The following is a 25,383-nucleotide window of genomic DNA, read 5'->3' on the forward strand; positions in this document are numbered from 1 at the left end:
CTGTGAATACGAATGCAGCTGGACTTAAGCCTCTTCTCAGCGCCAATGGCTTGCCTTAGTATCGTAATCACTTTGTTTATCTGTGGTTTTGTGCACCGCGGTTTAAGCTGCGAGTCTTAGTCTATTTTGCTTGATGTATGATGAATTTGTTCTAAATTCCCCTTGGATGACAATGGCATAATGCCAAGATATTTAATGCATTAAGGAAGTTTCAGTGACAGACAAGACGACAATAGCGCAGACATTAACCAAACAAGATCTACTGCAAGTGGTCGCGATTGCCAAAGCCGCAGGCGATGCCATTATGACAGTTTATGGTCAAGATGACTTTTCGGTGAGCCATAAGGGGGACGATAGCCCCGTGACGGCGGCTGATTTAGCCGCGCACCACGTGATAGTGGCGGCATTGGCGCAGCAGTTTGTCGGTATTCCTATTATGTCTGAGGAAGCGGCGGATATCGCGTGGGACGTGCGTCGTCAATGGCAAACCTATTGGTTGATTGATCCTTTAGATGGCACTAAGGAATTTATTAAACGCAATGGCGAGTTTACCGTCAATATTGCGCTTATCCATCAAGGGGTTGCTATCGCAGGTGTAGTATATGCGCCTGTGCTCGATACCTATTATTACGGCGCTAAACATTTAGGTGCATGGCGCCAACAAGCGGGTCAAGAGAGCCCCTTATTGGGCGCCAACACGCCACGCGAAATGCCGATGATTGTCGGCAGTCGCTCGCACTTGAGCCCTGGCTTAGCGCAATATTTACAACAGTTTGGTGAGCATGACATCTTAAGCATGGGTAGCTCGCTTAAGTTTTGTATGTTGGCAGAAGGCAGTGCCGATCTGTACCCCAGACTGGGTCCTACCAGTGAGTGGGATACCGCAGCGGCGCAAGCTGTGCTCGAAAGTGCTGGCGGTACAGTTGTCTGTTATGACTCAGGTGAACCATTAACTTATAATCAAAAACCTGACATTTTAAACCCTTACTTTATTGCCACAGCTCCTGGCTGGGTAAAATAACGATTGCCTTGCATCAATCTCACTTGATGAAAGGGCAAGCTAAACACTGGAGTAGTAATTCATGATGCGCATGGGCGTCGATTTAGGCGGAACAAAAATAGAATTAGTCGCACTGAGTGATGAGGGCAATGAGCTATTTCGCAAACGTGTGACGACGCCACGTGACTATCAGGGCACGCTTGCTGCGGTGGTTGATTTAGTTAAGGAAGCGGAAGCGACTCTTGGCGAGAAAGGCACTGTCGGCGTGGGTATTCCAGGTGTGGTATCGCCCTATTCAGGTTTAGTCAAAAATGCTAACTCGACGTGGATCAATGGTCAGCCCCTCGATGTACATTTAGGGGAATTGTTGCAGCGTGAAGTACGGGTTGCCAATGATGCAAACTGTTTTGCGGTATCAGAGGCGGTCGATGGGGCAGCCGCTGGCGCTTCTGTGGTGTTTGGCGTGATTATTGGTACTGGCTGCGGCGCGGGTGTGGCAATTAACGGCAAAGTTCACGGTGGTGGTAATGGTATCGGCGGTGAATGGGGTCATAATCCTCTGCCTTGGATGACTAAGGAAGAGTTCAATACCACCCGTTGCTTCTGTGGTAATCCCGATTGTATCGAGACCTTTATCTCTGGCACTGGCTTTGTGCGTGATTATAATGCGGCTTTGACGGCTGCGGGTACAGTGCGCGCTGCTGCCAAATCAGGTGCCGATATTATGTTGTTAGTCGATGAAGGTGACGCCATTGCGGTTGCTGCATTTGATCGTTATATGGATAGGCTCGCTCGTTCACTCGCCCATGTGATCAATATGCTCGATCCCGATGCCATAGTGTTGGGCGGCGGAATGTCGAATGTCGCGGCGATTTACCCAAGATTACCGGCATTGCTGGCCCATTATGTGGTGGGGCGTGAGTGTCATACGCCTGTGGTGCAGAATCTATACGGTTGTTCATCGGGTGTGCGCGGTGCCGCTTGGTTGTGGGAAAAGTGATCCATTATTGAAGATATAAACTCCACCAGTGAACTCATTACGCTATGAAATCAACGTCTAGTGATATTAGAGTCTTGTAAACAATAGCCCAGTAAAACGCTGGGCTAGCTTTATGTGCGATGTATTCCCCCCGTATTTTGATGCTATGATTGCGCTCCTTTGGATTGCTTGGCATGGACATCATGTTTTGGGTTAAGAAAGTTGTTTCACAGGGGATGATGCCGATTCCCTTTATCCTATTGTTATTACTGATTTCTTTTCTAGTATGGCGCCGTCGCAGTATGGCAAAATACTTAGTATCCTGCGCTTTTTTTCTCTTACTGTTTTTAAGCAGTCAGCTGAGTGTGAATACCTTAGTGCGGCCGTTAGAATCAGCTTACCCGATTAATTCCACGCCCATCGCAGGCGCTTGTTTTGTGATGGTATTAGGTTCAGGGCATGCTGATATAGCGGGAGCGACGGCGGTGCAATCCTTATCGGACGTCGCCCTTACAAGGTTAACTGAAGGAATTCGGCAACTTAAGTTGGGTCAAGAGTGTATGTTGATCGTCAGCGGCTGGGGTGGTGAACTCACTCAATTTTCCCATGCTGAAATGATGGCTAAAGCCGCGGTAGAGCTAGGTGTTGATAAAAGCCGAATTATTCAATTTCCACTGGCGCGCGATACGATAGAAGAAGCGCAATACTTAAAGTGGGAGTTAGGGGAGGAGCCCTTTCGCTTAGTCACATCGGCCACTCATATGCCAAGGGCGATGGCTATTTTCGCCACTAAAGGCTTACACCCCGATGCTGCCCCAACGGATTTTATTGGCCGAGATGATTTTTGGTGGCGGTTAACCGCCGATAATTTAGTGGCTTCTCAACGGGCGATTCACGAATACATTGGCCGTTTGTGGTTATGGATAAAGGCCGTAAGTTAAAGGCGTGGTTTGCCAAGTTCAGTCTAAAGATAGTGAGTTTTAACAGGAAGATGAACAATGACAATTGAGTCAGAAATAGTATCTGTGCGTCCTTTATCGAAACGAAATGGGTTAACCTTAACTTGGCTGGGAGGCTTAAGTCTGGTGCTGGGTTTGGGACTGTTTCTGACGTGGCCGGCCTTGTTTGCTGTCGGTTTGATGTTTTTTAGTTTGGGCGCTATTTCACTCATTCTCGGTTTAGCCAAGGTGTATGAGCCGGAAACGACTCTAGCACTAGATGACAAGGGGCTGACCTATTTTCATCGCCGCGGCAAAGTGGCTATCGATTGGGATAATATTCAGCGGGTCGATATTCCGCGGGTGACTAATGGTTTAGATACTATAGAGTTATCTTATTTAGGCATTAAACTGAAACATTTAAATCCCATTCTCGATAATATTTCCCTGCGTCTAGCAACAGGATTATTAACTGAACAGCGACCTTTGCTGGTGACAGCCGCCTCTCAAGATGCAGACTTAGCGACTTTAGAAACTTATCTCGGCGCTGAGTTTGGCCCTTTAGTGATAGAAGGGGATCGTTATCGTGGTGTATTGGCTATGTTTGGGCATCGCTGCGTGATGTTAGATACGCGTTTAGGGTATCACTTGTATATTCCCCATGACAGTTTAGATAGGGAACCTAAGGACTTTATTAAGTTACTTAGACAACGTATTGCACAATGTAGCCGCTCAGCTGGTTAAATCTACAATCTCAATTGAAGATCATCAGCAATAAAAAAGGGGACCCTAGGGTCCCCAATGAGTTGCAGAGATTAAAGTTTGGGTTGTGCAGGGGCAACCCAAAGGTACTAGTGTGCTACCTCTGCGTGTACCTTATCTACACCGTAGGTTTTACCTTCAGCATGACAAGTTGCGCAAGATTCTACTGGTAAGTTAGGATCTGTCATTGCGTCAGCTTCAACCACAGCACCGTTGCTTCTAAAGTGAGCGACAGCCGCTGCATCAGAGTGAGCGTGACAGCTACGGCATGATTCAGCTACTGGGCTAATGTAGTTGCTACCCACTTTGATTGAACGTTTCTCAGAGGCTAAACCACCGTCAGTCGCAAACAGTTTTGCATCATCTTTGTGACAGGCAGAACATGCAGTTTCTGGTGATGGATAACCGACTAATTCACCATTGGCATCGCGGAAGATTCCTGCGATAACATCAAAGTTACCACTGTGGAAGCGGTGGGCGACGGTGAATAGGTCTTTGTTATTGAAAGTGACTTCTGGATTAATGACTTTGCTACCGTCTTCACCTTTAGAAACCACTGTTTTATGGCCTGATGCACCTGTTGTATCGTTGTGACAGTTCATACATTGATCAAAAGTGTAAGTTCCGTGTCTGGTGCCCTTGATATAATCTAAGGTGCCGTGACAGGCGTTACATTTTGCTTCTTCTACGGTAATTCGAGCAGGATCTGTCATTCGAGCTTTAACTACTGCAGAAGCATCTAAGCTATAGAATTTAACAGGAGCAGTGTTACCAATTGGATTTGTTGGGCCAAATTCAAGTCCTGTGGCATTACAGCTACTCACTTTACCTGCTTTGATACAGACGTTGGCTTCTGAACTGACGTAGATAGTACCTACAGCTTGGGCATCGGGAATATCTTTTACGAAGGTTAATACACCATCGACCAGCGTACCATTTTCAAGCTTAAGAGCGATTGCTGTTGGTTTGACATCTCTCCAAGCATAAACAGTACCATCAGTGGTTACGTTACCCAGTAATAAGCCGTTAGCCACAAACATACCAGTAGGGTTAGTTGTCGCGTTATACACTTTTAAATCGGTTCCGTTAGGAATTGCAGCGCCATTCATGGTCACATTGGCTTTTAATGTCAATGTTTTCATTCCAGGTGCTGCTGAAGTCACTACTGCAGCACTGGTAAAGTCAACTTTGAATAGGCTTGCATACTCAGCGCGTTTACCGACACTGTGTACAGCTTCAGGTGTTAAGCTACCGCTGCCATGGCAAGATTTACATTGAGTATCATCAGCTTGGGCTAAACCAAATTCTGAATGGTTTTCGCCAGTGGTGAAGTTCACATTGATATGACAACCCACACAAGCTTGTGCATAAATATTGGTGTTATAACTTGGTGCACCATCATGACAAGATTTACATTCTTTCAAATCAGATGGGAAACCAACTTCACCGAAATATTCTTTTGCTTCGCCACTTAAGCTGTCACTGATGTGATGACCTGCGTGGATCCTATGGATCATGGGAGCAAAATCAAATACCCAACCTTCGGCCAGTTGTGCGTCACTTGGAACGAGATCAGGGTTATGACAAGTTACGCAGTTTTTAACATCTTGGTAGTTATGGTGGGCTTCAATCTTCGCGATATGGCCGTCTACTTCACCGTGACAGTTTTTACATGCCGCACTAGATACTGTGTCTTTACCCGATACACCTAATTCATCTGTTGCAGGGATAAAATCAACGGGTACAGACAAAATCTTGTCAGATAGGACGACACCTGTACTATCGGCGATGTTGTAAGCACGTAAAAAGACTCTGTGTACTGCGTTTGGATTATCATTTGGATTGATGATTGGCGCTGCGCCACCATAAGTCCAAGTTGCTGTGTAAGTGCCTGGCGTCGCTGTATCTTCGGTTAAAGTACAAGCGTTTTTAGTTCCGTTCAGGCCGTTTAGAGTACAAGTTAACGAAGTGCCAGCGGCATTTGCCGTGGCATTATTTTGCCACTCAATCGGTGCGCCAGTACCTGAGGTGTTTTCATTTGCTGTTAAAGAATAAATTGCAATTTTATCCAGTCCTTTGAAAGGGACTACTTTGCCTGCATTTTTACCCGTAACAGTAAATTTAACACTGAAGCCTTCACTGCTGGTTACTTTAATGTCAGCAGGACTTAAAGTGAATGCCAGATCTGTAATGGATTGAGCTGTCGTTGCGAAGGAACCCGCAGGGGCTCCGGGTGTACCTGGTGTTCCGGGAGTGCCTGGTGTTCCGGGTGTACCTGGTGTGCCAGGTGCCCCATCTTGACCATCGCTTCCGTCCCCGCAGGCGGTAAGACTTAAGGTACTGACGAGAGCCAGTGCCAGTAGAGATTTATTGTAGTTTTTCATCATCGCGTCCCTTTTTCTATCTATAAGACTGCGTGTGCAGTGCCTCTAATATAGGAGGATTCATCTACTTATAAAGTGGTATTTGCAAATTTGTATCTGATATGTGAACGATGATTTAACACCCGTGAATGGTAATTCTAAACTTTGCATTTTGATATTTTAAATAGTGAAATTAAGCCGCTAGCCTATGATGTGTATCACGATTTTAATCTTTAAACTTAGGCCGAAATGATGAATTCATTTTCGGTTAAGCAAAATGAACGATGTTAAGAGAGCCTAAATCTTAAGTCGTTATCTTAAGGTTTTGAGCATAAAAGCAATGGGATAAGAGGGCGAGGATGGGGGGAAGATATGGCATTTTAAAGTGATTTAATTGTGCCTTGGATAAATAGAAGCCATAGCCCAGTAAACCCACTTAACATCCATGACGTAAGCTAGGTTGATGAACTTAGTGTGTAATCTATTTTTGTATTAGTGTGCTGGTTCGAGTGCGGCAAGTAAGGAGCGCACGACGAGATCACACTGGCTTTGGCTGTAACGCCGATGAACTGCAGGTTTCTCAATCAGATAATAATGTGGCGCCATCATAGTTTCGTGGAGTCTATTAAGCTCTGTGTCGCTAAGGCGCTCGAGATGTAATCCGGGCATATGTTTAACTGTGTGCATATCAATGCTAGAACAAAAAGCCACACTCTTCATGGTTAATAGATGGGCATACCATTCCTCCCTGTCTATCACTTTCTCTACGGTAGGCAATAAGATACCTTGGCGCTGGCAAAATAATTCTAAGGGATCGATTTTACTGTTAAAGCCCTTGAGTTCTTGAAACAGAAACGGATGGCGACAAATTTGCTCTAAGGTAATATTCGTCTCAACGTCCCAAAGTGGGTGTTGCTTGGCTGCAACGATATAAATGCCATTGATTGAGCCAAGTTTGGTGTAACTTAATTCTTTATTTTCAGCACTTTCAAACGTAATCCCAAAATCAAGCGCACCTGCGTGGATCAACTCAGCGCTATTTTCCTGCCATTTATGTAAGCGTATTTGTCCTAGCTTTTGGGCAAGTTCAGGAGTGCTTAACTGAGGCGCTAAAAAGCTTAGCAGGCCATTACAAGCAGCGATATGCAGCGGTAAGTCGGTATTGATGGCCGCATTTTGTATCTGGATTGCAGATTGTTCGAGGTGATAAACCGATTCAGTAAACTGGCAAATAGCAACGTAGAGACTTTCTGCTAAAGGCGTCGGTTTAAGCCCCTGTTGACGACGATAAAATAGTTCATCGTTAAAGGTTAGGCGTAATGCATTGAGGCAGCGGCTTATTTTGGGTGCAGAAACATCTAGCGCTTTGGCCGCGCTATTTGCGTGCCCAGTGTCGAAAATACTTTTAAATACAAGCAAGGTAAAAACATCGAGTTCACAGATCTGTTTTAGTAATAAGTTGCTCATTTTGTATTTTGCCCTGTATGAGTCTTAAATGTTTTTGCGGCGCTATTAGGGGAGTTCTGTGTCCTTGCGATTACCCGAACCACCGCGATCAAATATCATGGATACTAACTGCCAATATTAACATTCAGCATGCGGATTAACTGTGATCCCTCTCGGCAAAATAACAATTATTTAACCATTGTAAAGAGAGGGGGGGGAGTTAGATGAGTAGGCGCTATGTTTAACGTCGAGCGGAAAGGAATGATTGAGCTAAAAGAGTGAGTCAAAGTCTGCTCGCCTAAGGCGGCGAGCAAACGATAGTGATGCATTTAGGATTAGCGAGATTCTATGACGTCGTTTTGCACGGACGGTAAGTTGAGTGAATCTGCTGTTGGGGTATGGCCTATTGCATGGGAGTAAATGGTTGGTGCATCTTCTTTAATCCGCATCCCGATAAATTGGCCACCCTCAAGGATTTGCATTGAGGTACTTGCCACTTCGCCGTCGACAACACCATTACGTTGGATCACTAAACGCTCACAAATAAGTCTGCCTTTGAAGTGCCCATCGACGATAAATTCATGGCACTTTACTTCACCTTGAATTATACCGCCTTGTTCTATGGTGATATTGGCCTCAGAAAGCAGCTGACCTTGGATATCACCGCCAACAAGCACGTCGCCTGTTAATTCGATATTTCCCGTGAGTTTAGTGCCTCGAGCAATAAAGCTAAAAGAGGTACTTTTTTTAGGCGGGAAAAACAGTTTTTTTACAAACATCATCATAAATTAACTTAATTCGAGAAGGGATTAACTGAGTTCAACAGAGGCGCGATACTAGCTTAAAATCCATGAGAAGCACAGCTCTGCATGTGTTAATGCAATTACAGTGTTTCTATCAAGTTGGTCGTTTTATCTCAATGGCTTTGCTAGGGCAAGGAGCTACGCAGGCACCGCATCCAGTACAAAGATCAAGATCTATTTTGGGGCTCGGAGCCTGACCAATACTGAGCACAAAACTGATGGCTCTTGGTTCGCAGGCATCCTTACAACTTTGGCACCAGATCCCTTGAAAGGTTAAGCAGCTTTCTTGAATATGGGCTTGGTATTGCCAAGGTGCTTGAGTCAAATCGAAAATATTTTCAGGGCAAGCCTTAGCACACAGGGTACAAAATGTGCACTCATTGTCCTTAAAGGAGACTTCAGGAAATCCGCCATCACCTTTGATGATAATGTGAGTTTCACAAACCTCAAGACAGGCGGAACAACGAGTACACACATCGGTAAACTCGATATCATCACGTACCCAAGGCGGCCTTATCGCATTATCTTTACGCCGGCGAAAGAGGCTGCGACGGCTGTGATTAATACTTTGAGTCATGTTGCTCCTCGGGTGGTTAATGATGTAAAGCGATGGTATTTAGAGGGATAAAGAAAAATGGCTTGGGAGATTTCCACAAGCCATTCAAGTTATTAGCCGTTATAACCATTCGGATTGGTTGATTGCCAATGCCAGCTACTGTTGGCCATATCTTCTAGGGTATGAGTCGCTTGCCAGCCAAGATCTTCCCTTGCGTGGGTTGGATCGGCGTAGCAGGCGGCAATATCCCCTGGGCGACGTGGCGCAATTTGGTAGGCAATAGTGTTACCACAGGCTTTTTCAAAGGCCTTAACCATGTCTAATACACTATATCCTTGGCCTGTGCCTAAGTTATAGGTTACTAGACCAGGCTTAGTGGCCAATTTTGCGAGCGCTTTTAAATGGCCATTGGCTAAATCCACGACATGGATATAGTCACGCACGCCAGTACCGTCGTGAGTCGGATAATCATTACCAAACACGCTTAAGGCGGTGCGTTTACCCACGGCAACCTGCGCAATAAAGGGCATTAAGTTGTTAGGGATATCGTTAGGATCTTCGCCGATTAAGCCACTGGCATGGGCGCCAACCGGATTAAAATAGCGCAGACGGGCGATATTCCAGCTCGGATCGGCATTGTGTACATCTGCCAGTATATGTTCAACCATCAACTTAGACTGACCATAAGGGTTTGTTGCCCCTGTGGGAAAGTCTTCGGTGATCGGTAAACTTGCGGGATCGCCATACACAGTTGCCGATGAGCTGAATACGAGATTTTTTACCTTAAACTCTGCCATGACTTGGCAAAGGATAAGCGTACCTGTAACGTTATTCTCATAATACTTCAGGGGTTTTGCGACGGATTCTCCCACCGCTTTTAATCCTGCAAAGTGGATAACTGAATCAATAGCATGATCGTTAAACACTTTCTGCAATAACGCTTTATTGAGAATATCGCCTTGATAGAAAGTAACCGATTTACCAGTGATTCGCTCGACTCGGTTTAAGGCTTCTATGCTTGAATTAGACAAGTTGTCCAATACAATCACATCATTACCAGCATTGAGCAGTTCTACTACTGTGTGGGTGCCAATATAGCCAGCACCACCGGTCACTAAAATCGTCATTACTTAATTCCTTTTACAACGGTTTTTAAATAGTGCGCAAAATCTTCACCGATTTCGCTGTGGCGCAGGGCATATTCAACGTTAGCACGCATATAACCTTGCTTGTTACCACAGTCATGGCTCTTACCTTCCATGTAGTAAGCATTTACGGTTTCTTGCTTCATTAACATCGCAATCGCATCCGTTAATTGAATTTCATCGCCTGCGCCCGCAGGGGTTTTAGCCAGTAGCGGCCAAATGCTGGCTGGTAACACATAACGGCCTACAACGGCTAAGTTAGATGGCGCTTCATCCACGGCTGGCTTCTCAACCAGTTCGACTAATGGCTCAGATTCACCCGGTTGTAAATCATGACCATTCACATCGGCAATACCGTATTGGTTGACGACGTTATGTGGCACGCCTTCCACCATGATTTGACCGACTTGGGTTTCATCAAACAGGGCAACCATAGCGGCTAAGTTATCGCTACGAAGGTCACAGCTGGCTTCATCTATGATCACATCCGGTAGCAATACGGCAAATGGTGCATCGCCGACGACAGATTTAGCACACAAAATCGCATGACCTAAGCCTTTAGCTTGAGATTGGCGCACGCTGATCACTGTTACATCTTTAGGACAAATTGATTGTACGGCTTCAAGTAATTGACGTTTAACGCGGCGTTCTAATTGGGCCTCTAATTCGAAACTGGTATCGAAATGGTTTTCGATAGAGTTTTTACTGGCGTGGGTCACGAGTACAATTTCTTTGATCCCAGCCGCGATAGCTTCACTGACTACGTATTGAATCAATGGCTTATCGACAACAGGTAACATTTCCTTTGGAATTGCTTTGGTCGCTGGAAGCATACGAGTGCCTAGGCCTGCGACAGGAATAACGGCTTTACGAATTTGATGTTGTTTCATTGCGAACCTTTTAGGTCAAGGAGATGCGGTTAATGGCCAATATTGTAAATGACCTGCACAGAAAAGCTATTTAGAAACGCTGAAAACTTAGGATATTTAAGTATTTTTACAGCGAAGTCGACGTAAGTTTTAGCAAAGGTAGCACAGAGCATCTAATCCAGCATCGGTGATGTGCACTTGCATGGCGTTTTTAATACCCTTGTAATATTTGCTTTACGTTTACGTCACAGTAGTGGTGCAAGAATAAAGTGTGAGGGAGTTAACAAATTTAAAGGCTTAGATCACTATGGTTCCATGAGCGCTAGCCACTAAGTGAAGACTATGACGAAAGGAACAGAGTACATCGCTCACAGAGCTGATGACACAGGGTTTATCAACTACCCGCAAGAAGAACATGAGATTTGGAGCCAGCTTTATGCCCGTCAAGCGATAAACCTGCCTGGCCGTGCCTGTAAGGAGTATTTGCAAGGGCTAGATGCCTTGGCTTTGCCAAAGAATCGTATTCCGCAACTTACTGAAATTGATACTGTATTGCAAGCTACCACCGGCTGGAAAACGGCAGCCGTACCTGCGCTTATTTCCTTCGGCCGTTTCTTTGAACTACTGGCCAATAAAGAGTTTCCTGTGGCGACATTCATTCGCCGTAAGGAAGAGTTTGATTACCTTCAAGAGCCTGATATTTTTCATGAAATTTTTGGTCACTGCCCTTTGCTCACCAACCCTTCATTTGCCAATTTTTCACATATGTATGGCCAATTAGGTTTAAATGCCAGCAAAGAAGAAAGGGTGTTTTTAGCGCGTTTATACTGGTTTACGGTTGAGTTTGGCTTGCTACAGCCTAAAGATGGCCCCTTGTGTATCTATGGTGGCGGTATTTTAAGCTCACCTGGTGAAACTTTATATGCAATGGAAAGTGACGTGCCAGAACGTCAGCCTTTTGATTTATTGAATGTGCTGCGAACCCCATATCGCATCGACATTATGCAGCCGATTTATTATGTGATTGAGCACATTGATATGCTTGATGAAATTGCCAAAATGGACATCATGAGTTATGTCACTAAGGCACGTCAGTTAGGTTTATTTGCTCCTAAATATCCTCCCAAAGCCAAGGCGAGCTAGTCTCGATTCGATGGATGGTTTGATGTGTTATTTGAGTCGCCATCTAATTTAGTCATGTGATTTAAGTAATTAATAAGTAATGAGTAAAGTGCAACTGAATATCTCTATCAATGTTGCCAACAGGAGTATGTATGACTGCGTTATCGAATATGAAATGTGAAGCGTGCCAAGCCGATGCACCAAAAGTGACCGATGAAGAATTGGCAGAACTTATTCGTATGATCCCTGACTGGGGCGTGCAAGTGCGTGACGGCGTAATGCAGCTTGAGCGCGTCTACAAGTTTAAAAACTTTAAACTGGCGATGGCATTCACGAATAAGCTGGCGGATTTAGCGGAAGAAGAATTCCATCATCCCGGCATTTTCACTGAATGGGGTAAAGTGACTGTCACTTGGTGGTCACACTCCATTAAGGGGCTACATAAGAATGACTTCATCATGGCCGCCAAGACAGACCAGTTACTAGGTTAATTATTTAATCAATTTAATCAGCATCTTAACGTGTTTTATGATGCTGATTTTTTCTTCCTGTTACAATTCAACTGTAAACTAGGCTTGCCACTTTCAGTTTAACCTTCTAACGTATACGGGCTCTGCTATTTCCCCTCATCGCTGACGTTTTCGTCAAAGGTAACGATTTGCCTAGCAAGCGTTATTTTTGTTGTAAAGCCTAAGGCGAAAAATAGCTCTGCACGGTTTATCCCCAAAATTCAAATCAAAAAAGGGAATATCAGTCATTATGCGCTTGGAAGTCAGCTGTCAGGATCGTGTTGGTTTAGCCAAAGATATCTTAGTCGTGTTAGAGCGTTATGGCATTAATTTAATTGCCATTGATGCCAGTAACCAAGGATTCCTGTACTTACAATTTGCCGAAATTAGTTTTGAAACTTTGAGTGCCTTGATGCCGCAGATCCGCAAAGTGGAAAGCGTGCACGATGTGCGTACGGTGTCATTTATGCCTTCAGAGCAAGAACATTACGCCCTTAAAACCCTGCTCAAAACCTTACCCGACTCCGTTTTTTCTATCGATGCCAAGGCACGTATCCGTATCGTTAATGAGTCCGCCTTGCTCAATATCGGCATGGGTGAGCACGAAGTGCTCGAAGAGTCGCTTAATCATTGGGTGCAAGGTTTTAACTTCAGCCGTTGGTTGAGTGAAGCACAAGTATTGCCACAAGCGGCGCGAGTTCAAATCGGTCCAAACGAATATTTAGCGGAAATGCTGCCGATTTACCTACCCGATGAGGATGAAAAAACCATCTTGGTTGGTGCTGTGGTGTCGCTGAAATCCCCTGCGCGCGTTGGAAAACAGTTTAACGCGCTGCAGAACCAAACCACTGGCTTTGAAAATGTATTAGCCAGCAGTGACAAGATGAAGGAAGTGCTTAAGCAAGCGCGGCGTATGGCCCAGCTCGATGCACCTTTGTTGATCACGGGTGAAACGGGTACTGGCAAAGAATTAATGGCCAGAGCTAGCCATGATGCGGGGATGCGCCGTGAAAAACCTTTTATCGCCATCAACTGCGCCGCTCTACCCGACAGCGCTGCCGAAGAAGAATTATTCGGTTACGTCAGTCAGGGCAAAGTCGTCAAACGAGGTTTTTTTGAAGAAGCTAAGGGGGGCACTGTATTTCTCGATGAAGTGGCTGAAATGTCTAGGGCGGCTCAAGTTAAGCTGCTACGGCTATTGCAAGATGGCACTTTTAGACGCATAGGGGGCGATGAAGAAGTGCGTGCTGATGTGCGAATTATTTGCTCGACCCAGAAAAATTTAGCTGAACTATGCCAAACCGGCGAGTTTAGGGAAGATTTGTACTATCGCATCCATGTGTTGAGTTATCACATCCCGTCTTTACGCGAGCGTAAAGTCGATATCATTCCACTGACGGAAATGTTCCTCGAACATTACAGTCAACAGTTGTCTAGCCCAGTGCGACGGATTTCGGCCCAGTGCCGCGATCATTTGCTCACCTACGCTTGGCCAGGTAACGTACGCCAATTAAAGAACGCGGTATTTAGAGCCGTGTCTATGTGGGATGGCTCGGCCGAGTTGACGGTAGAACAGCTGAAATTGCCATCATATGCCGAAGGTTTTGGTTACTTTGATAATGAGTTTGAAGGCAATCTCGACGATGCAATGAAGCAGTTTGAAGCGAGTCTGTTGCGTCGATTATATCCGGCCTACCCGAGCACTCGCCAGTTGGCGAAAAAGCTAGGTGTATCACACACAGCTATTGCTAATAAACTGCGTGAATACAAGATAGCCAAGCGCCGTTAGTTAGAGTCTCGTTGGGTTGACACAGTCAATGTAACAGTATCGTTCCACTTAGTTGCCGACTTTTCAGGCATATTGCTTACCGAGATATTGATAAGCGGTAACTAGGTTATAAACGTAATGATTAGTTTACAAAATGTGAAATAATTGACCTAAATGTGATTTTGGTCACGCTATAGGAATCTTGAGCTGCATCGGGTATTTCTACGCGCAACAAATACGTTAAAGCAAGTAACAGAGCATGCCTCGTTGGCGCGGACTGCGTAACGTGTATGCCCTTAATGAGTCAAAAAGTCCGATTTAAATCGCCGAATATAAGCTGGGTGACGTCGCGCGTTTTCCAGCACAATAAAATTGTACACCTAGCCGAAGAGCACTGGAGCCAATATGAAACTTGCAAGTTATAACAATGGTCGTCGTGATGGTCAGTTGATGTTAGTCAGCCGTGATCTCACTAAAACGGTTGCCGTTCCTGCCATTGCCCACACTATGCAGCAATTACTCGATGGTTGGGATTTACTGAGACCGCAATTGCAAGAATTGTACGATGCGTTAAATGAAGGCATGTTAGATAACGCGCAAGCGTTCGACGAAGCTAAGTGTTTGTCGCCATTACCGCGTGCTTACCAATGGGCCGATGGTAGCGCTTATGTGAATCACGTTGAGTTAGTCCGTAAAGCCCGTGGCGCAGAAATGCCAGAAACCTTTTGGACAGATCCGTTGTTTTATCAAGGTGGCTCAGACAGCTTTATTGCCCCTAAAGCGGATATCCCATTGGCGAGTGAAGACTGGGGTATCGATTTCGAATCTGAAATTGCGGTTATTACCGATGATGTGCCTATGGGCGTGAGCACTGACAATGCAGCTAAGCACATTAAATTGTTGATGCTAGTTAACGATGTGTCATTGCGTAACTTGATCCCTGGCGAGTTGGCGAAAGGCTTTGGTTTTTTCCAATCTAAACCATCGAGCAGTTTTTCGCCTGTGGCTGTGACACCGGATGAATTGGGTGTCCGTTGGGAGGATTCGAAAGTGCATTTACCGCTGATCACCTATTTAAATGGTGAATTATTTGGTCGTCCGAATGCAGGCGTTGATATGACCTTTAATTTCAGTCAGTTAGTTTCGCATGTTGCAAAAACCCGTCCATTGGGCGCAGGCGCGATTATAGGCTCTGGTACTATTTCTAACTATGACCGTAGCGCAGGTTCGAGCTGTTTAGCGGAAAAACGTATGTTAGAAGTGATTGCCGAAGGCAAAGCCACTACGCCATTTATGCGTTTTGGTGACACAGTGCGTATCGAAATGCTCGATGATAATGATGTAACCATTTTTGGTTCTATCGATCAAAAAGTGGTTGAATACAAAGCCTAAGGCTTTCCCTTAAAGGGCGACACCGACTCAAACTAACGGGGCTTAATTGCCCCGTTTTTATACTGACTTTTATAAGGACATGAAAATATGAAACTTTACGGTTATTGGCGTTCCAGTGCAGCCTATCGGGTTCGTATTGCCCTTAATCTCAAGGGGATTTCAGCCGAACAGTTTTCAGTGCATCTCGTACGTGATGGCGGCGAGCAACATAAAGCGGCCTACATTGCGCTTAATCCTTTAGAGTTAGTGCCAACCTTAGTGGTGGATGATGAGCTGGATGTGGATGCCTTGTCGCAATCTTTAGCGATTATCGAATATCTTGATGAGATACATCCACAGTCGCCATTATTGCCTGCATCGGCTCTTGAACGTGCCCACGTGCGCGCTATGGCACTTACGGTCGCCTGTGAGATCCATCCATTAAACAACTTGCGGGTATTGCAATATTTAACGCAAACCTTAGGTGCTGATGACACCGCCAAAAATACTTGGTATCACCATTGGGTTGCAAGTGGTTTTACGGCCTTAGAAACCTTGTTAACACGGCATAGCGGTCGTTATTGCTTTGGGAATGCCGTGACATTAGCCGACTTATGTTTAGTACCGCAGGTGTATAACGCCCAGCGTTTTAATGTGGATTTAACGCCTTATCCCAATATCATGCGCGTGTGGGCCGAGTGTAATCAGCTTGAAGCCTTTGCCAATGCTGCGCCAGAGCGCCAAGCGGATGCGGTGTAACGAATTGTGCGGATACGGTTTTTACGAATAGAAAGAATGGATGATGAGGCTTGCTTTGAGAGTCTAATCTCAGCGATGGAGTTTAAATGCTTTTCAGTAAAAAATGTCCGTATTGCAAAGGTAAACTCGGCGCTAAGGACGTGCCGATTAAGGAAGGACGCTGCTGTCATTGTGATAAGCCGATACTGTACAAATTCAATATAATAAAATGGATGCTACTGTTCGTGCCTATCTATATTGTTAGCGTTAATCTGCTAGACAAAGATGTACATGGTTTTTGGATTTGTGTTGCGGTGATGGCACCGATTTATAGTCTTGTTTCACTACTCTGTCATGAGGTCGTAAAGTGCTCAGAAACCGATGGCGAAGTGGAGTAAGCCTAATGTCTTTCCCGTGTTTTTATCTGATATTGAAGCGGGCGATACTGTTATGAATGAAGTTATGAGTGGTGCTAGGGGTAATGTCATGAGTGTTGCTACGAATAATGTTATGAATGATGCAATGAGGGAAGCAGCGCTAGAGCATCAATTACTTGAATGGATAGCTCAAGACTGCGAGCGGGTGAGGGCGCTTGAACTCGCGCTTCAATGTGCCAAAGTACACTCAATGCCGCAGTGGTGTCTGGCGGCGGGATTTGTCCGTAATTTAGTCTGGGATCGCTTGCACGAATTTGAGTTGAGTCCACTGAATGATATCGATCTGATCTATTTTTGCCCTTTAGATATTAGCCCTGAGCGGGATCTGGCGATTGAAGCCTATCTTCATCAGCTTGCCCCTGAGTTACCTTGGTCGGTTAAGAATCAGGCGCGCATGCATAGTCGCAATCAAGACATGGCTTACACATCTTGTATTGATGCTATGGCCCATTGGCCAGAGTTAGAAACTGCGGTTGGGGTGTGTTTAAAATCTCATGTTGAGACAGATACTCAGGTAGATGCAGAGACTGCTCATCATTCCATGCATTACGGTATTGAGCTGGTGGTTCCCTTTGGGCTGAACTCCCTGTTTGCCCTCAAATTGAGCGCCAATCCAAAGCGATCATTACCAGTGTTTCATCACAGAGTCGCGACTAAGGGCTGGCTAACTCGCTATCCTTTGCTTACGTGTTGCTACTCAAGCTAATCTTCTCACTTTCTTATTCGTTCAGTCTAAAACTGACTTAACCGCCTCACACTATCATTCCATGCAATCTAGTTATCTAACATGATAGGTATCATCCTCAAGCCGTTTTTATTTGTCCATTTTCTGCTTTTAGCATTATTCAACCCATCTCTATAATTTGAAATTAATGTTCAAATAACCTCTTAGTTAAGTGCTTTTTATTGTTACTAAAATGTTTATGGTGTTATTGATCACTACCTCTTGCGGTAGTCATTAGTGATGGCTAATACAACACTTAGCTCACAGAAAACAAAGGGGTATTATCAATAAATGTTTGAATTTCGTGATTCAGCTCCCATGTGTAGTACCTATAAGTGAGTATTGCTCACTCACTTTGATTTGGATCAATAAATCAGCCGCATATCTCTGGCAGTGTAGGCGTCAATTGTTAAGGATGTAATACAAAACAAAAACCTATGTTGTACATATGGAGTATGATGATGAATAAAAACACTGTTTCTACACTGGTCGCTGCCACCCTTTTAGCCGCTGGTTTTTCTGCCTCTGTATCGGCTCACCAAGCGGGTGACATTATCGTTCGTGCGGGTGCTGTGGTTGTTGCGCCAAATGAATCAAGTGATGATGTTGCGGGTAACGGCGAGTTCCAAATCAGCAATAACACTCAAGTGGGTTTAAACTTTGGCTACATGCTGACAGATAACTTTGGGGTTGAGTTATTAGCTGCCACACCTTTTAGCCACGATGTTTCTTTGGCTGGCGTAGGTAAGATTGCTGAAACTAAGCATTTACCACCCACTTTAGTGGCGCAGTACTACTTTGGTGATGCACAGTCTAAATTACGCCCATACGTGGGTGTTGGTGTGAACTATACTAATTTCTTCGACAATGAGTTTACTAATGATTTAGGTGGTGCGTTAACGGATTTAAGCATGAGCACTTCTTGGGGCTTAGCTGCACAAGCGGGTGTTGATTATCAAGTTAACAAAAACTGGTTAGTGAACGCTTCCGTGTGGTACGCCAAAATTGATAGTGACGTTAAATTTAAATACCAAGGTACCCCAGTTACCATCGAAACCGATATTGATCCATGGGTTTATATGGTCAGCGTGGGTTACACTTTCTAATCCACTGATTAGATAAGCGTAAAAAAGGAGCCTTAGGCTCCTTTTTCATTTCTGCACTTTTTATCGCGCCATGTTCTGTTCCACTTAGGCTAAGCCGATTTAGCGCTTTGGCTTTTTTGCTTTCCAGTGGCGAGTGTTATAGATAAATTCGGGTAATAACACAGTAAGCCAAGCGACGAGGCGCCAGCGTTTGGTCACATAGACGCGGCGTTTGCCTTGTTTCATTGCCTTGATGATTTGTGCTGCGACTTGTGGCAATGGTGCAAGCCACATCGCACTTTGCTGCATAGCGGCTTTATCGAGCAAACCAAGTTGGATATCGGTAATCGTAATCGGTAGCTTAAGGCGCTGAGCATGCATACTTAAGCCCTCAAGGTAATTCTGCCCAAAGGCTTTTGAGGCGTGATAGGCCACACTCGGCCCGCCGCGCAGGCCCGCAATCGAGTTGATTGCCGCCAGTTGTCCATAACCTTGCTCGCGAAATAGTCTAAATGCCGTATTGCAGATGGCAGCAAAACCTCGCACATTGACATCGATAATGTCTTGCTCCGGTAGCCAAGGCAACTCGGGGTCATAGCTATTGAGGCCAGTATTGACTAAGACTAAGTGCGCGCCGCCAAGAGTTTGCCAGACTGATTCAAGTTGATTGATGATGGCTTGAGGTTGTTCAATTTGAAGTGCAAAAACTTGTACTTTTGTTGGCAAGGATAAGGCAAAATCGCGCAGTGATTCTGGATCTTGGGCGAATAAGACTAATTCAACCTGTTGATCTGCCAATTGCTTTGCAAGTTCACGACTTAATTGTGAGCTAGCTCCCACAATGATTGCAGTTGCTTGGGTCATAGATTTTTCGGCAACGAAATGGTGGCTTATGATAGAAAGTTATGTTCACCAAGACAAGATTTATAGCTTGGGCGTATGGACATCTAGAAGTCTTTATGTATGATTAGGAGAAACAAAATGAACAAATGGTTGCGTTTAAGCGCGTTGAGATTAACAGCCTTAGCATTAATGGCCGTAATGGGGGTGTTATCGGGTTGTGCGACACCGAATGCTATCGTTGAGATAAAAGGCGAGACCTTATATCGCGAACGGATAGCCTTACCTGCCGATGCTAAGGTCATAGTGCAACTGCTTGATGTCTCAAAAATGGATGTGCCAGCCATAGTGATGGCGGAGCGCGTGCAACAAGGTGCTGCGACACCCGCGCCATTCAGTTTTGCGATTGGTAGCGATCAGTTCCAACCTGGTCACACTTATGCCATAGGTGCCCGGATTATGTTGGGTGATAAGTTATTATTTATTAATACTCAAGCCTATCACATTGATCTCAATTCCACTGAGCCAATGACGATACTGCTAGAGAAAGTCGGTGGCTAGTTAGCCCGCTCAGAAGTGAGCTGACATACGCGCCGAATCCGTTAGTATTTACGAACAGAAGAGGCGCGGTATGCCGGTTAGAATTCCAGATCATCTGCCCGCAGCAGGGGTGTTAGAGTCAGAAAATATTTTCGTTATGTCCGAGACGCGGGCGGCGAATCAAGATATCAGGCCGATGAAGGTGCTGATTTTGAACTTGATGCCGAACAAAATCGAGACTGAAACCCAGTTATTGCGCTTACTGGGTAACACGCCTTTACAAGTTGATGTGGATTTACTGCGCATTCACGACAAAGAGTCCAAGCATACTTCCATCGACCACATGAATACTTTTTACCGTGACTTTGAAGCCGTGCGCCATAAAAATTACGACGGTCTTATCATCACAGGCGCGCCGCTTGGGCAAATCGATTTCGAAGATGTGGTTTATTGGGATCATATCCGTGAAATCATCGACTGGTCCCAAGAACATGTCACCTCAGTGTTGTTTTTATGCTGGGCAGCCCATGCGGGCTTGTATCATCTCTATGGTTTAAATCGAAAAATATTGCAACAGAAGCGTTCTGGCGTATTTGTACATAGGCGCACTTGTCAGCATTTCCCACTGCTACGTGGTTTTGATGATGAGTTCTTTGCACCCCATTCGCGTTTTGCCGAGATGGATGTAGAAGAAATTAGGCAACACCCGCAGTTGCAAGTGTTAGCGCAGTCCGATGAAGCCGGGGCCTATTTGGTATTAAGTCGCAATAACCGTAACTTGTTTGTAATGGGGCACCCTGAATATCAAAAATCGACCTTAAACGATGAATACCATAGGGATTTAGCCCAAGGCTTAACGCCAAATGTGCCACAAAACTATTATCGAAATAATAATCCAGAAGCCGAAGCTATTGCCCGCTGGCACAGCCACGGTAGTTTGTTGGTCAGTAATTGGCTCAATTATTACGTTTACCAGTTAACGCCTTATGACTTAAGTGATATGACGGCGATGACACCGTGGGAATCGCGCTAAGGTTTTGTTTAGCCTTTTATGGTGATGTGGTCACATGGATGTGACCTAAGCTGATACCCAAAATCCCTTAATTTATCTCTCCCTTCGATTCTGTTGTCCACGCTTGACTGTGCTTAATCCCTGCCTCGCTGTAAATCCTTACTGACAATTTTCACCCGATAAAATCGACACATTAGACCAAGGAATACTTGCTTTACGTTCGCGTAAACGTCAGAGTGGTTTTATTGTCGATTTTATTAAACGTCCCAAGGCTAGCACTAGGCCTTGTGGTCAATTTGGGTTGGAGCCTGCATGAGTACTGAACCGTTAAATCAAGATATTGTTATTGTTGCCGCTAAACGGACCCCTATGGGTGGTTTTCAAGGCAGTTTGTCATCTGTTGCATCACCGACTCTAGCCGCGACAGCCATTAAGGGCTTGTTGGCGGAGACTCAATTGGCGGGTGAACATGTCGATGAAGTCTTGATGGGCTGCGTATTACCCGCAGGTTTAGGTCAAGCGCCTGCGCGTCAGGCAACTTTGGGTGCAGGGCTGCCACTTTCTGTGGGGGCGACCACTGTGAATAAAGTCTGTGGCTCAGGCATGAAGACGGTCATGTTAGCCCACGATTTGATTAAAGCGGGCAGTGCAAAAGTGGTGATCGCTGGCGGTATGGAAAGCATGAGCCAAGCGCCGTATCTATTAGATAAAGCCCGAAGCGGCATGCGTATGGGCCACGGCAAAGTGTTAGATCACATGTTTTTAGATGGTCTTGAGGATGCTTACACTGGCGGCGCTATGGGAACGTTTGCCCAGAAAACAGCCGATGAATTTGGGATCACTCGTGAGCAGATGGACGCCTTTGCGCTCAGTTCGCTCGAAAAAGCCAATGCCGCGATTAACTCGGGTGCCTTTAAAGCTGAAATTACGCCAGTTACTGTCAGCGATCGTCGTGGTGATGTGACTATCGATATCGACGAGCAACCTGGTAATGCCCGCCCAGAAAAAATTCCTACGCTGCGCCCAGCTTTCAGCAAAGATGGCACTATCACAGCAGCTAACTCTAGCTCTATTTCCGATGGCGCAGCGGCATTGATGCTGACCTCGCGTGGCGAAGCTGAGCGGTTAGGCTTAACTGTATTAGCCACCATTAAAGGCCACACTACCCACGCCCAAGAGCCTTCACTCTTTACCACTGCACCTGTCGGCGCTATGGCGAAATTACTGGCCAATGTCGGTTGGTCAACGGATGAAGTTGATTTATTCGAAATCAACGAAGCCTTCGCCATGGTGACTATGCTTGCCGTGTCTGAGCTCGGTTTAGATATAGCTAAGGTTAACGTCAATGGCGGTGCCTGCGCCTTAGGTCATCCTATTGGCTGCTCGGGTTCACGTTTACTAGTGACCTTAATCCATGCTTTAAAAGCCCGCGGCCTTAAACGCGGTGTCGCCTCGCTGTGTATCGGCGGTGGTGAAGCAACAGCGATGGCCATTGAGGTCTAATTGCAAAGGTTTTAGTTAAATCAACAAGACGGGGCTGGCAAGGGCAATCACTTCCCTTGAGGATAATCATAATATCGCACCGCCAGCCCATCACTCTACAAGGAAAGGATTGCAACATGACCACACAAGTAAAGCATTACATTGACGGCGAGTTTATCCAAGGTACTGGCACATCACAGATTATTGTCACCAATCCCGCGAATAACTCGCCGATTGCCGTGATTAATGCTGCCACTAGCGAAGAAGTTCACGCTGCGATTGCCAGCGCCAAAGCGGCCTTTAAAACCTGGAAAGAAGTGCCAGTGTCTGAACGTGCGCGCGTCATGTTGCGTTATCAACATCTGCTAAAAGAACATCACGACGAACTGGCGACCATTCTTGCAAAGGAAACCGGTAAAACCTTCGAAGATGCCAAGGGCGATGTATGGCGCGGTATCGAAGTGGCTGAACATGCTTGTAATGTGGCGTCATTATTGATGGGTGAAACCGTCGAGAACGTCGCGCGTTCAATTGACACTTACAGCTACACTCAACCGCTCGGTGTGTGTGCGGGTATTACGCCATTTAACTTCCCTGCGATGATCCCGTTATGGATGTTCCCACTGGCGATTGCCTGCGGTAACACTTTCATTTTAAAGCCTTCAGAACAAGATCCTATGACGCCGCAGCGTCTGGTTGAGCTGTTTGTTGAGGCGGGCGCACCTAAGGGCGTATTGCAATTAGTGCATGGCGATAAAACAGCCGTAGATATCCTGCTGGCAGATCCTGCGATTAAAGCCATTTCCTTTGTCGGTTCTGTGGCTGTGGGTCAATATATTTATAAAACCGGTACAGATAACTTAAAACGCGTGCAAGCCTTTGCGGGTGCGAAAAACCACTGCGTTATCATGCCAGATGCAAACAAACAGCAAGTGATCAACAATTTAGTTGGCGCTTCTGTGGGCGCGGCGGGTCAGCGCTGTATGGCGATTTCGGTTGCCGTGTTTGTTGGCGCCGCTAAAGAGTGGATCCCAGAATTAAAAGAAGCCTTAGCCAAAGTTCGCCCAGGTTTATGGGACGATAAAGAAGCGGGTTATGGTCCGGTTATCAGCCCTGCGGCCAAGGCGCGGGTGCTTAAACTTATCGCCCAAGGTAAAGCCGAAGGTGCCGAGTGTTTACTCGATGGCAGCGATTTTACCGTTGAAGGTTATGAATCCGGTAACTGGATTGGCCCAACCATGTTCAATAAAGTCACTACTGAGATGAGCATTTACAAGGAAGAAATCTTCGGCCCAGTACTGTGCTGCATGGAATCAGACTCCTTAGAAGCCGCCATCGAACTCGTCAATGCCAGCCCTTATGGCAACGGCACGTCTATCTTTACCGCTAGCGGCGCGGCGGCCCGTAAATATCAACACGAAATCGAAGTCGGCCAAGTGGGGATTAACGTGCCTATTCCTGTGCCATTACCTTTCTTCTCATTTACCGGTTGGAAGGGCAGTTTCTACGGCGATCAACATGCTTATGGCAAGCAAGCGGTGCGTTTTTATACCGAGACCAAGACCATCACTTCCCGCTGGTTCGAGTCCGATATCGCCGTAGCTTCAACGCCAAATATGAGCATTAACCTACGCTAAGCTCGGTGATTAATCGATAAACCACGGCGTCTTTACGGCGCCCAATTTATTCAATAAAAAAGTGACCATAGAGTCATAGGAGAGCCCAATGGATTTTAATTTCAACGATGACCAACGCCAGTTTGCCGATCTGGCGCGCCAGTTTGCCGCGGAAGAATTAACCCCGTTCGCCGCCAAGTGGGATGAAGAACATCATTTCCCCAAAGACGTGATCCAAAAAGCCGGTGAGCTGGGTTTTTGCTCTCTGTATTCGCCAGAATCCGAAGGTGGCATGGGCTTATCGCGCCTCGATGCCTCGATTATTTTTGAAGAACTTGCCAAGGGCTGCACTGCGACCACGGCCATGCTGACCATTCACAATATGGCGACTTGGATGGTGACGACTTGGGGCACTGAAACCTTGCGTCAGACTTGGTCTGAGCCGTTAACCACTGGGCAGATGTTAGCGTCATACTGTTTGACTGAGCCGGGTGCGGGTTCGGACGCTGCATCTTTGCAAACCAAAGCGGTGCGCGACGGCGATGAATATGTGATTTCAGGCTCGAAAATGTTTATCTCGGGCGCGGGCGCAACTGAGCTTTTAGTCGTGATGTGCCGTACAGGCCAAGCTGGCCCTAAGGGGATTTCGGCCATTGCCATTCCGGCGGATGCCGCTGGCGTTATTTATGGTAAAGCTGAAGATAAAATGGGCTGGAATGCCCAGCCGACCCGTCAAATCACCTTTGAAAACGTGCGTGTGCCAGTGGCAAACTTGCTCGGTGAAGAAGGCCAAGGTTTTGCTTTCGCGATGAAAGGCTTAGACGGCGGTCGCATCAATATCGCTACCTGTTCTGTGGGGACGGCGCAGTCGGCTTTAGAGCGCGCAACTCAATATATGAATGAGCGTCAGCAATTTGGTAAACCGTTAGCGGCTTTCCAAGCGCTGCAATTTAAGCTTGCCGATATGGCGACAGAATTAGTCGCAGCCCGCCAAATGGTGCGTCTTGCGGCCTTTAAACTCGATAGTGGCGATCCTGAGGCCACGGCTTATTGCGCTATGGCGAAACGCTTTGCCACCGATGTGGGTTTTCAAGTCTGCGATGCGGCGCTGCAAATTCATGGTGGATATGGTTATATAAGGGAGTACCCGCTGGAACGTCATTTCCGTGATGTGCGTGTACACCAGATTTTAGAAGGCACTAACGAAATTATGCGCTTAATTATCGCCCGTCGTTTACTCGATGAAAATGCAGGACAAATCCTGTAATTCAACTCGCA

Annotated in this window: 24 protein-coding genes; 17 read left to right on the top strand and 7 right to left on the bottom strand. The window is 45.9% G+C overall.

Annotated elements, in window-relative coordinates:
* Positions 1-214: 214 nt before the first annotated feature.
* From cysQ to KFE26_RS07455, 4 genes are all read left to right on the top strand, one after another.
* On the top strand, positions 215-1,021 hold the full coding sequence (gene cysQ, locus KFE26_RS07440) for a 3'(2'),5'-bisphosphate nucleotidase CysQ (RefSeq protein WP_212600039.1): 807 nt from the start codon (positions 215-217) through the stop codon (positions 1,019-1,021).
* A gap of 61 nt (positions 1,022-1,082) precedes the next feature.
* Positions 1,083-2,000: a fructokinase gene (gene mak, locus KFE26_RS07445; RefSeq protein WP_212600040.1), complete on the top strand. Its 918-nt coding sequence runs from the start codon at positions 1,083-1,085 to the stop codon at positions 1,998-2,000.
* A gap of 218 nt (positions 2,001-2,218) precedes the next feature.
* The gene (locus KFE26_RS07450; protein WP_212600078.1) at positions 2,219-2,920 is read left to right on the top strand and encodes a YdcF family protein; all 702 of its coding nucleotides are present in this window, start codon (positions 2,219-2,221) and stop codon (positions 2,918-2,920) included.
* A gap of 57 nt (positions 2,921-2,977) precedes the next feature.
* Positions 2,978-3,661, top strand: a complete 684-nt coding sequence (locus tag KFE26_RS07455) for a DUF2982 domain-containing protein (RefSeq protein ID WP_212600041.1) — start codon at positions 2,978-2,980, stop codon at positions 3,659-3,661.
* Between the two features lie 107 nt (positions 3,662-3,768).
* Here the strand turns inward: KFE26_RS07455 and KFE26_RS07460 are convergent, their stop codons facing one another.
* The 6 genes from KFE26_RS07460 to galU form a co-directional block, all read right to left on the bottom strand.
* Complete coding sequence (locus KFE26_RS07460; protein ID WP_212600042.1) at positions 3,769-6,066, bottom strand: OmcA/MtrC family decaheme c-type cytochrome; 2,298 nt, start codon at positions 6,064-6,066, stop codon at positions 3,769-3,771.
* 468 nt (positions 6,067-6,534) lie between these two features.
* The gene (locus KFE26_RS07465; RefSeq protein ID WP_113938944.1) at positions 6,535-7,509 is read right to left on the bottom strand and encodes a LysR family transcriptional regulator; all 975 of its coding nucleotides are present in this window, start codon (positions 7,507-7,509) and stop codon (positions 6,535-6,537) included.
* 314 nt (positions 7,510-7,823) lie between these two features.
* Entirely contained in the window at positions 7,824-8,273 is a 450-nt protein-coding gene (locus KFE26_RS07470) for a polymer-forming cytoskeletal protein (RefSeq protein WP_173245805.1), read from the bottom strand.
* Positions 8,274-8,385: 112 nt separating this feature from the next.
* Complete coding sequence (napF, locus tag KFE26_RS07475; protein WP_168823154.1) at positions 8,386-8,868, bottom strand: ferredoxin-type protein NapF; 483 nt, start codon at positions 8,866-8,868, stop codon at positions 8,386-8,388.
* A gap of 92 nt (positions 8,869-8,960) precedes the next feature.
* Entirely contained in the window at positions 8,961-9,974 is a 1,014-nt protein-coding gene (gene galE, locus KFE26_RS07480) for a UDP-glucose 4-epimerase GalE (RefSeq protein ID WP_028760579.1), read from the bottom strand.
* Positions 9,974-10,882, bottom strand: a complete 909-nt coding sequence (gene galU / locus KFE26_RS07485) for a UTP--glucose-1-phosphate uridylyltransferase GalU (RefSeq protein WP_028760578.1) — start codon at positions 10,880-10,882, stop codon at positions 9,974-9,976. Before galU ends, galE begins: the two co-directional genes overlap by 1 nt.
* Positions 10,883-11,203: 321 nt before the next feature.
* Between galU and phhA the strand changes: the two genes are divergently transcribed.
* The 8 genes from phhA to ompW all read left to right on the top strand — a co-directional run bounded on the left by phhA (position 11,204) and on the right by ompW (position 18,636).
* Complete coding sequence (phhA, locus tag KFE26_RS07490; protein ID WP_212600043.1) at positions 11,204-12,004, top strand: phenylalanine 4-monooxygenase; 801 nt, start codon at positions 11,204-11,206, stop codon at positions 12,002-12,004.
* Between the two features lie 131 nt (positions 12,005-12,135).
* The gene (locus KFE26_RS07495) at positions 12,136-12,474 is read left to right on the top strand and encodes a 4a-hydroxytetrahydrobiopterin dehydratase (RefSeq protein WP_106650051.1); all 339 of its coding nucleotides are present in this window, start codon (positions 12,136-12,138) and stop codon (positions 12,472-12,474) included.
* Positions 12,475-12,742: 268 nt separating this feature from the next.
* Positions 12,743-14,281 carry a transcriptional regulator TyrR gene (gene tyrR, locus KFE26_RS07500; RefSeq protein WP_113938940.1) on the top strand — a complete coding sequence of 513 codons (1,539 nt, stop codon included), beginning with the start codon at positions 12,743-12,745 and terminating at the stop codon, positions 14,279-14,281.
* Positions 14,282-14,665: 384 nt separating this feature from the next.
* Positions 14,666-15,652, top strand: coding sequence for a fumarylacetoacetate hydrolase family protein (locus KFE26_RS07505; RefSeq protein WP_028760574.1), 987 nt, complete (start codon positions 14,666-14,668; stop codon positions 15,650-15,652).
* Between the two features lie 87 nt (positions 15,653-15,739).
* Positions 15,740-16,390, top strand: a complete 651-nt coding sequence (gene maiA, locus KFE26_RS07510; protein ID WP_212600044.1) for a maleylacetoacetate isomerase — start codon at positions 15,740-15,742, stop codon at positions 16,388-16,390.
* A gap of 86 nt (positions 16,391-16,476) precedes the next feature.
* Positions 16,477-16,767: a hypothetical protein gene (locus KFE26_RS07515; protein WP_212600045.1), complete on the top strand. Its 291-nt coding sequence runs from the start codon at positions 16,477-16,479 to the stop codon at positions 16,765-16,767.
* Between the two features lie 88 nt (positions 16,768-16,855).
* On the top strand, positions 16,856-17,512 hold the full coding sequence (locus tag KFE26_RS07520) for a nucleotidyltransferase family protein (RefSeq protein ID WP_249195615.1): 657 nt from the start codon (positions 16,856-16,858) through the stop codon (positions 17,510-17,512).
* A 476-nt stretch (positions 17,513-17,988) separates the two neighbouring features.
* On the top strand, positions 17,989-18,636 hold the full coding sequence (gene ompW / locus KFE26_RS07525; protein ID WP_212600046.1) for an outer membrane protein OmpW: 648 nt from the start codon (positions 17,989-17,991) through the stop codon (positions 18,634-18,636).
* 99 nt (positions 18,637-18,735) lie between these two features.
* Here the strand turns inward: ompW and KFE26_RS07530 are convergent, their stop codons facing one another.
* Positions 18,736-19,479, bottom strand: a complete 744-nt coding sequence (locus tag KFE26_RS07530; RefSeq protein WP_028760569.1) for an SDR family NAD(P)-dependent oxidoreductase — start codon at positions 19,477-19,479, stop codon at positions 18,736-18,738.
* Positions 19,480-19,596: 117 nt separating this feature from the next.
* On the opposite strand from KFE26_RS07530, the gene KFE26_RS07535 reads away from it, so the two are divergent.
* From KFE26_RS07535 to KFE26_RS07555, 5 genes are all read left to right on the top strand, one after another.
* Complete coding sequence (locus KFE26_RS07535; protein ID WP_173245790.1) at positions 19,597-20,016, top strand: YbaY family lipoprotein; 420 nt, start codon at positions 19,597-19,599, stop codon at positions 20,014-20,016.
* 70 nt (positions 20,017-20,086) lie between these two features.
* Positions 20,087-21,028 (top strand): homoserine O-succinyltransferase, encoded by a 942-nt coding sequence (metA, locus tag KFE26_RS07540; protein ID WP_028760567.1) that lies wholly within the window; start codon positions 20,087-20,089, stop codon positions 21,026-21,028.
* A 291-nt stretch (positions 21,029-21,319) separates the two neighbouring features.
* Complete coding sequence (locus KFE26_RS07545) at positions 21,320-22,510, top strand: acetyl-CoA C-acyltransferase (RefSeq protein ID WP_212600047.1); 1,191 nt, start codon at positions 21,320-21,322, stop codon at positions 22,508-22,510.
* 116 nt (positions 22,511-22,626) lie between these two features.
* Complete coding sequence (locus tag KFE26_RS07550; RefSeq protein WP_212600048.1) at positions 22,627-24,126, top strand: CoA-acylating methylmalonate-semialdehyde dehydrogenase; 1,500 nt, start codon at positions 22,627-22,629, stop codon at positions 24,124-24,126.
* A gap of 88 nt (positions 24,127-24,214) precedes the next feature.
* A complete protein-coding gene (locus KFE26_RS07555; RefSeq protein ID WP_113938930.1) occupies positions 24,215-25,372 on the top strand; it encodes an acyl-CoA dehydrogenase family protein in 1,158 nt (385 codons plus the stop codon).
* Positions 25,373-25,383 lie beyond the last annotated feature (11 nt).

The sequence above is a fragment of the Shewanella sp. M16 genome (assembly GCF_018224605.1).
Classification (GTDB): domain Bacteria; phylum Pseudomonadota; class Gammaproteobacteria; order Enterobacterales; family Shewanellaceae; genus Shewanella; species Shewanella oncorhynchi.

Bases quoted from the DNA above. Each gene is read 5' to 3' on its own strand.
- mak (WP_212600040.1), top strand. From the start codon at position 1,083: ATGATGCGCATGGGCGTCGATTTAGGCGGAACAAAAATAGAATTAGTC.
- KFE26_RS07450 (WP_212600078.1), top strand. From the start codon at position 2,219: ATGCCGATTCCCTTTATCCTATTGTTATTACTGATTTCTTTTCTAGTA.
- KFE26_RS07455 (WP_212600041.1), top strand. From the start codon at position 2,978: ATGACAATTGAGTCAGAAATAGTATCTGTGCGTCCTTTATCGAAACGA.
- KFE26_RS07460 (WP_212600042.1), bottom strand. From the start codon at position 6,066: ATGATGAAAAACTACAATAAATCTCTACTGGCACTGGCTCTCGTCAGT.
- KFE26_RS07465 (WP_113938944.1), bottom strand. From the start codon at position 7,509: ATGAGCAACTTATTACTAAAACAGATCTGTGAACTCGATGTTTTTACC.
- KFE26_RS07470 (WP_173245805.1), bottom strand. From the start codon at position 8,273: ATGATGATGTTTGTAAAAAAACTGTTTTTCCCGCCTAAAAAAAGTACC.
- napF (WP_168823154.1), bottom strand. From the start codon at position 8,868: ATGACTCAAAGTATTAATCACAGCCGTCGCAGCCTCTTTCGCCGGCGT.
- galE (WP_028760579.1), bottom strand. From the start codon at position 9,974: ATGACGATTTTAGTGACCGGTGGTGCTGGCTATATTGGCACCCACACA.
- galU (WP_028760578.1), bottom strand. From the start codon at position 10,882: ATGAAACAACATCAAATTCGTAAAGCCGTTATTCCTGTCGCAGGCCTA.
- phhA (WP_212600043.1), top strand. From the start codon at position 11,204: ATGACGAAAGGAACAGAGTACATCGCTCACAGAGCTGATGACACAGGG.
- KFE26_RS07495 (WP_106650051.1), top strand. From the start codon at position 12,136: ATGACTGCGTTATCGAATATGAAATGTGAAGCGTGCCAAGCCGATGCA.
- tyrR (WP_113938940.1), top strand. From the start codon at position 12,743: ATGCGCTTGGAAGTCAGCTGTCAGGATCGTGTTGGTTTAGCCAAAGAT.
- KFE26_RS07505 (WP_028760574.1), top strand. From the start codon at position 14,666: ATGAAACTTGCAAGTTATAACAATGGTCGTCGTGATGGTCAGTTGATG.
- maiA (WP_212600044.1), top strand. From the start codon at position 15,740: ATGAAACTTTACGGTTATTGGCGTTCCAGTGCAGCCTATCGGGTTCGT.
- KFE26_RS07515 (WP_212600045.1), top strand. From the start codon at position 16,477: ATGCTTTTCAGTAAAAAATGTCCGTATTGCAAAGGTAAACTCGGCGCT.
- KFE26_RS07520 (WP_249195615.1), top strand. From the start codon at position 16,856: ATGAGTGTTGCTACGAATAATGTTATGAATGATGCAATGAGGGAAGCA.
- ompW (WP_212600046.1), top strand. From the start codon at position 17,989: ATGATGAATAAAAACACTGTTTCTACACTGGTCGCTGCCACCCTTTTA.
- KFE26_RS07530 (WP_028760569.1), bottom strand. From the start codon at position 19,479: ATGACCCAAGCAACTGCAATCATTGTGGGAGCTAGCTCACAATTAAGT.
- KFE26_RS07535 (WP_173245790.1), top strand. From the start codon at position 19,597: ATGAACAAATGGTTGCGTTTAAGCGCGTTGAGATTAACAGCCTTAGCA.
- metA (WP_028760567.1), top strand. From the start codon at position 20,087: ATGCCGGTTAGAATTCCAGATCATCTGCCCGCAGCAGGGGTGTTAGAG.
- KFE26_RS07545 (WP_212600047.1), top strand. From the start codon at position 21,320: ATGAGTACTGAACCGTTAAATCAAGATATTGTTATTGTTGCCGCTAAA.
- KFE26_RS07550 (WP_212600048.1), top strand. From the start codon at position 22,627: ATGACCACACAAGTAAAGCATTACATTGACGGCGAGTTTATCCAAGGT.
- KFE26_RS07555 (WP_113938930.1), top strand. From the start codon at position 24,215: ATGGATTTTAATTTCAACGATGACCAACGCCAGTTTGCCGATCTGGCG.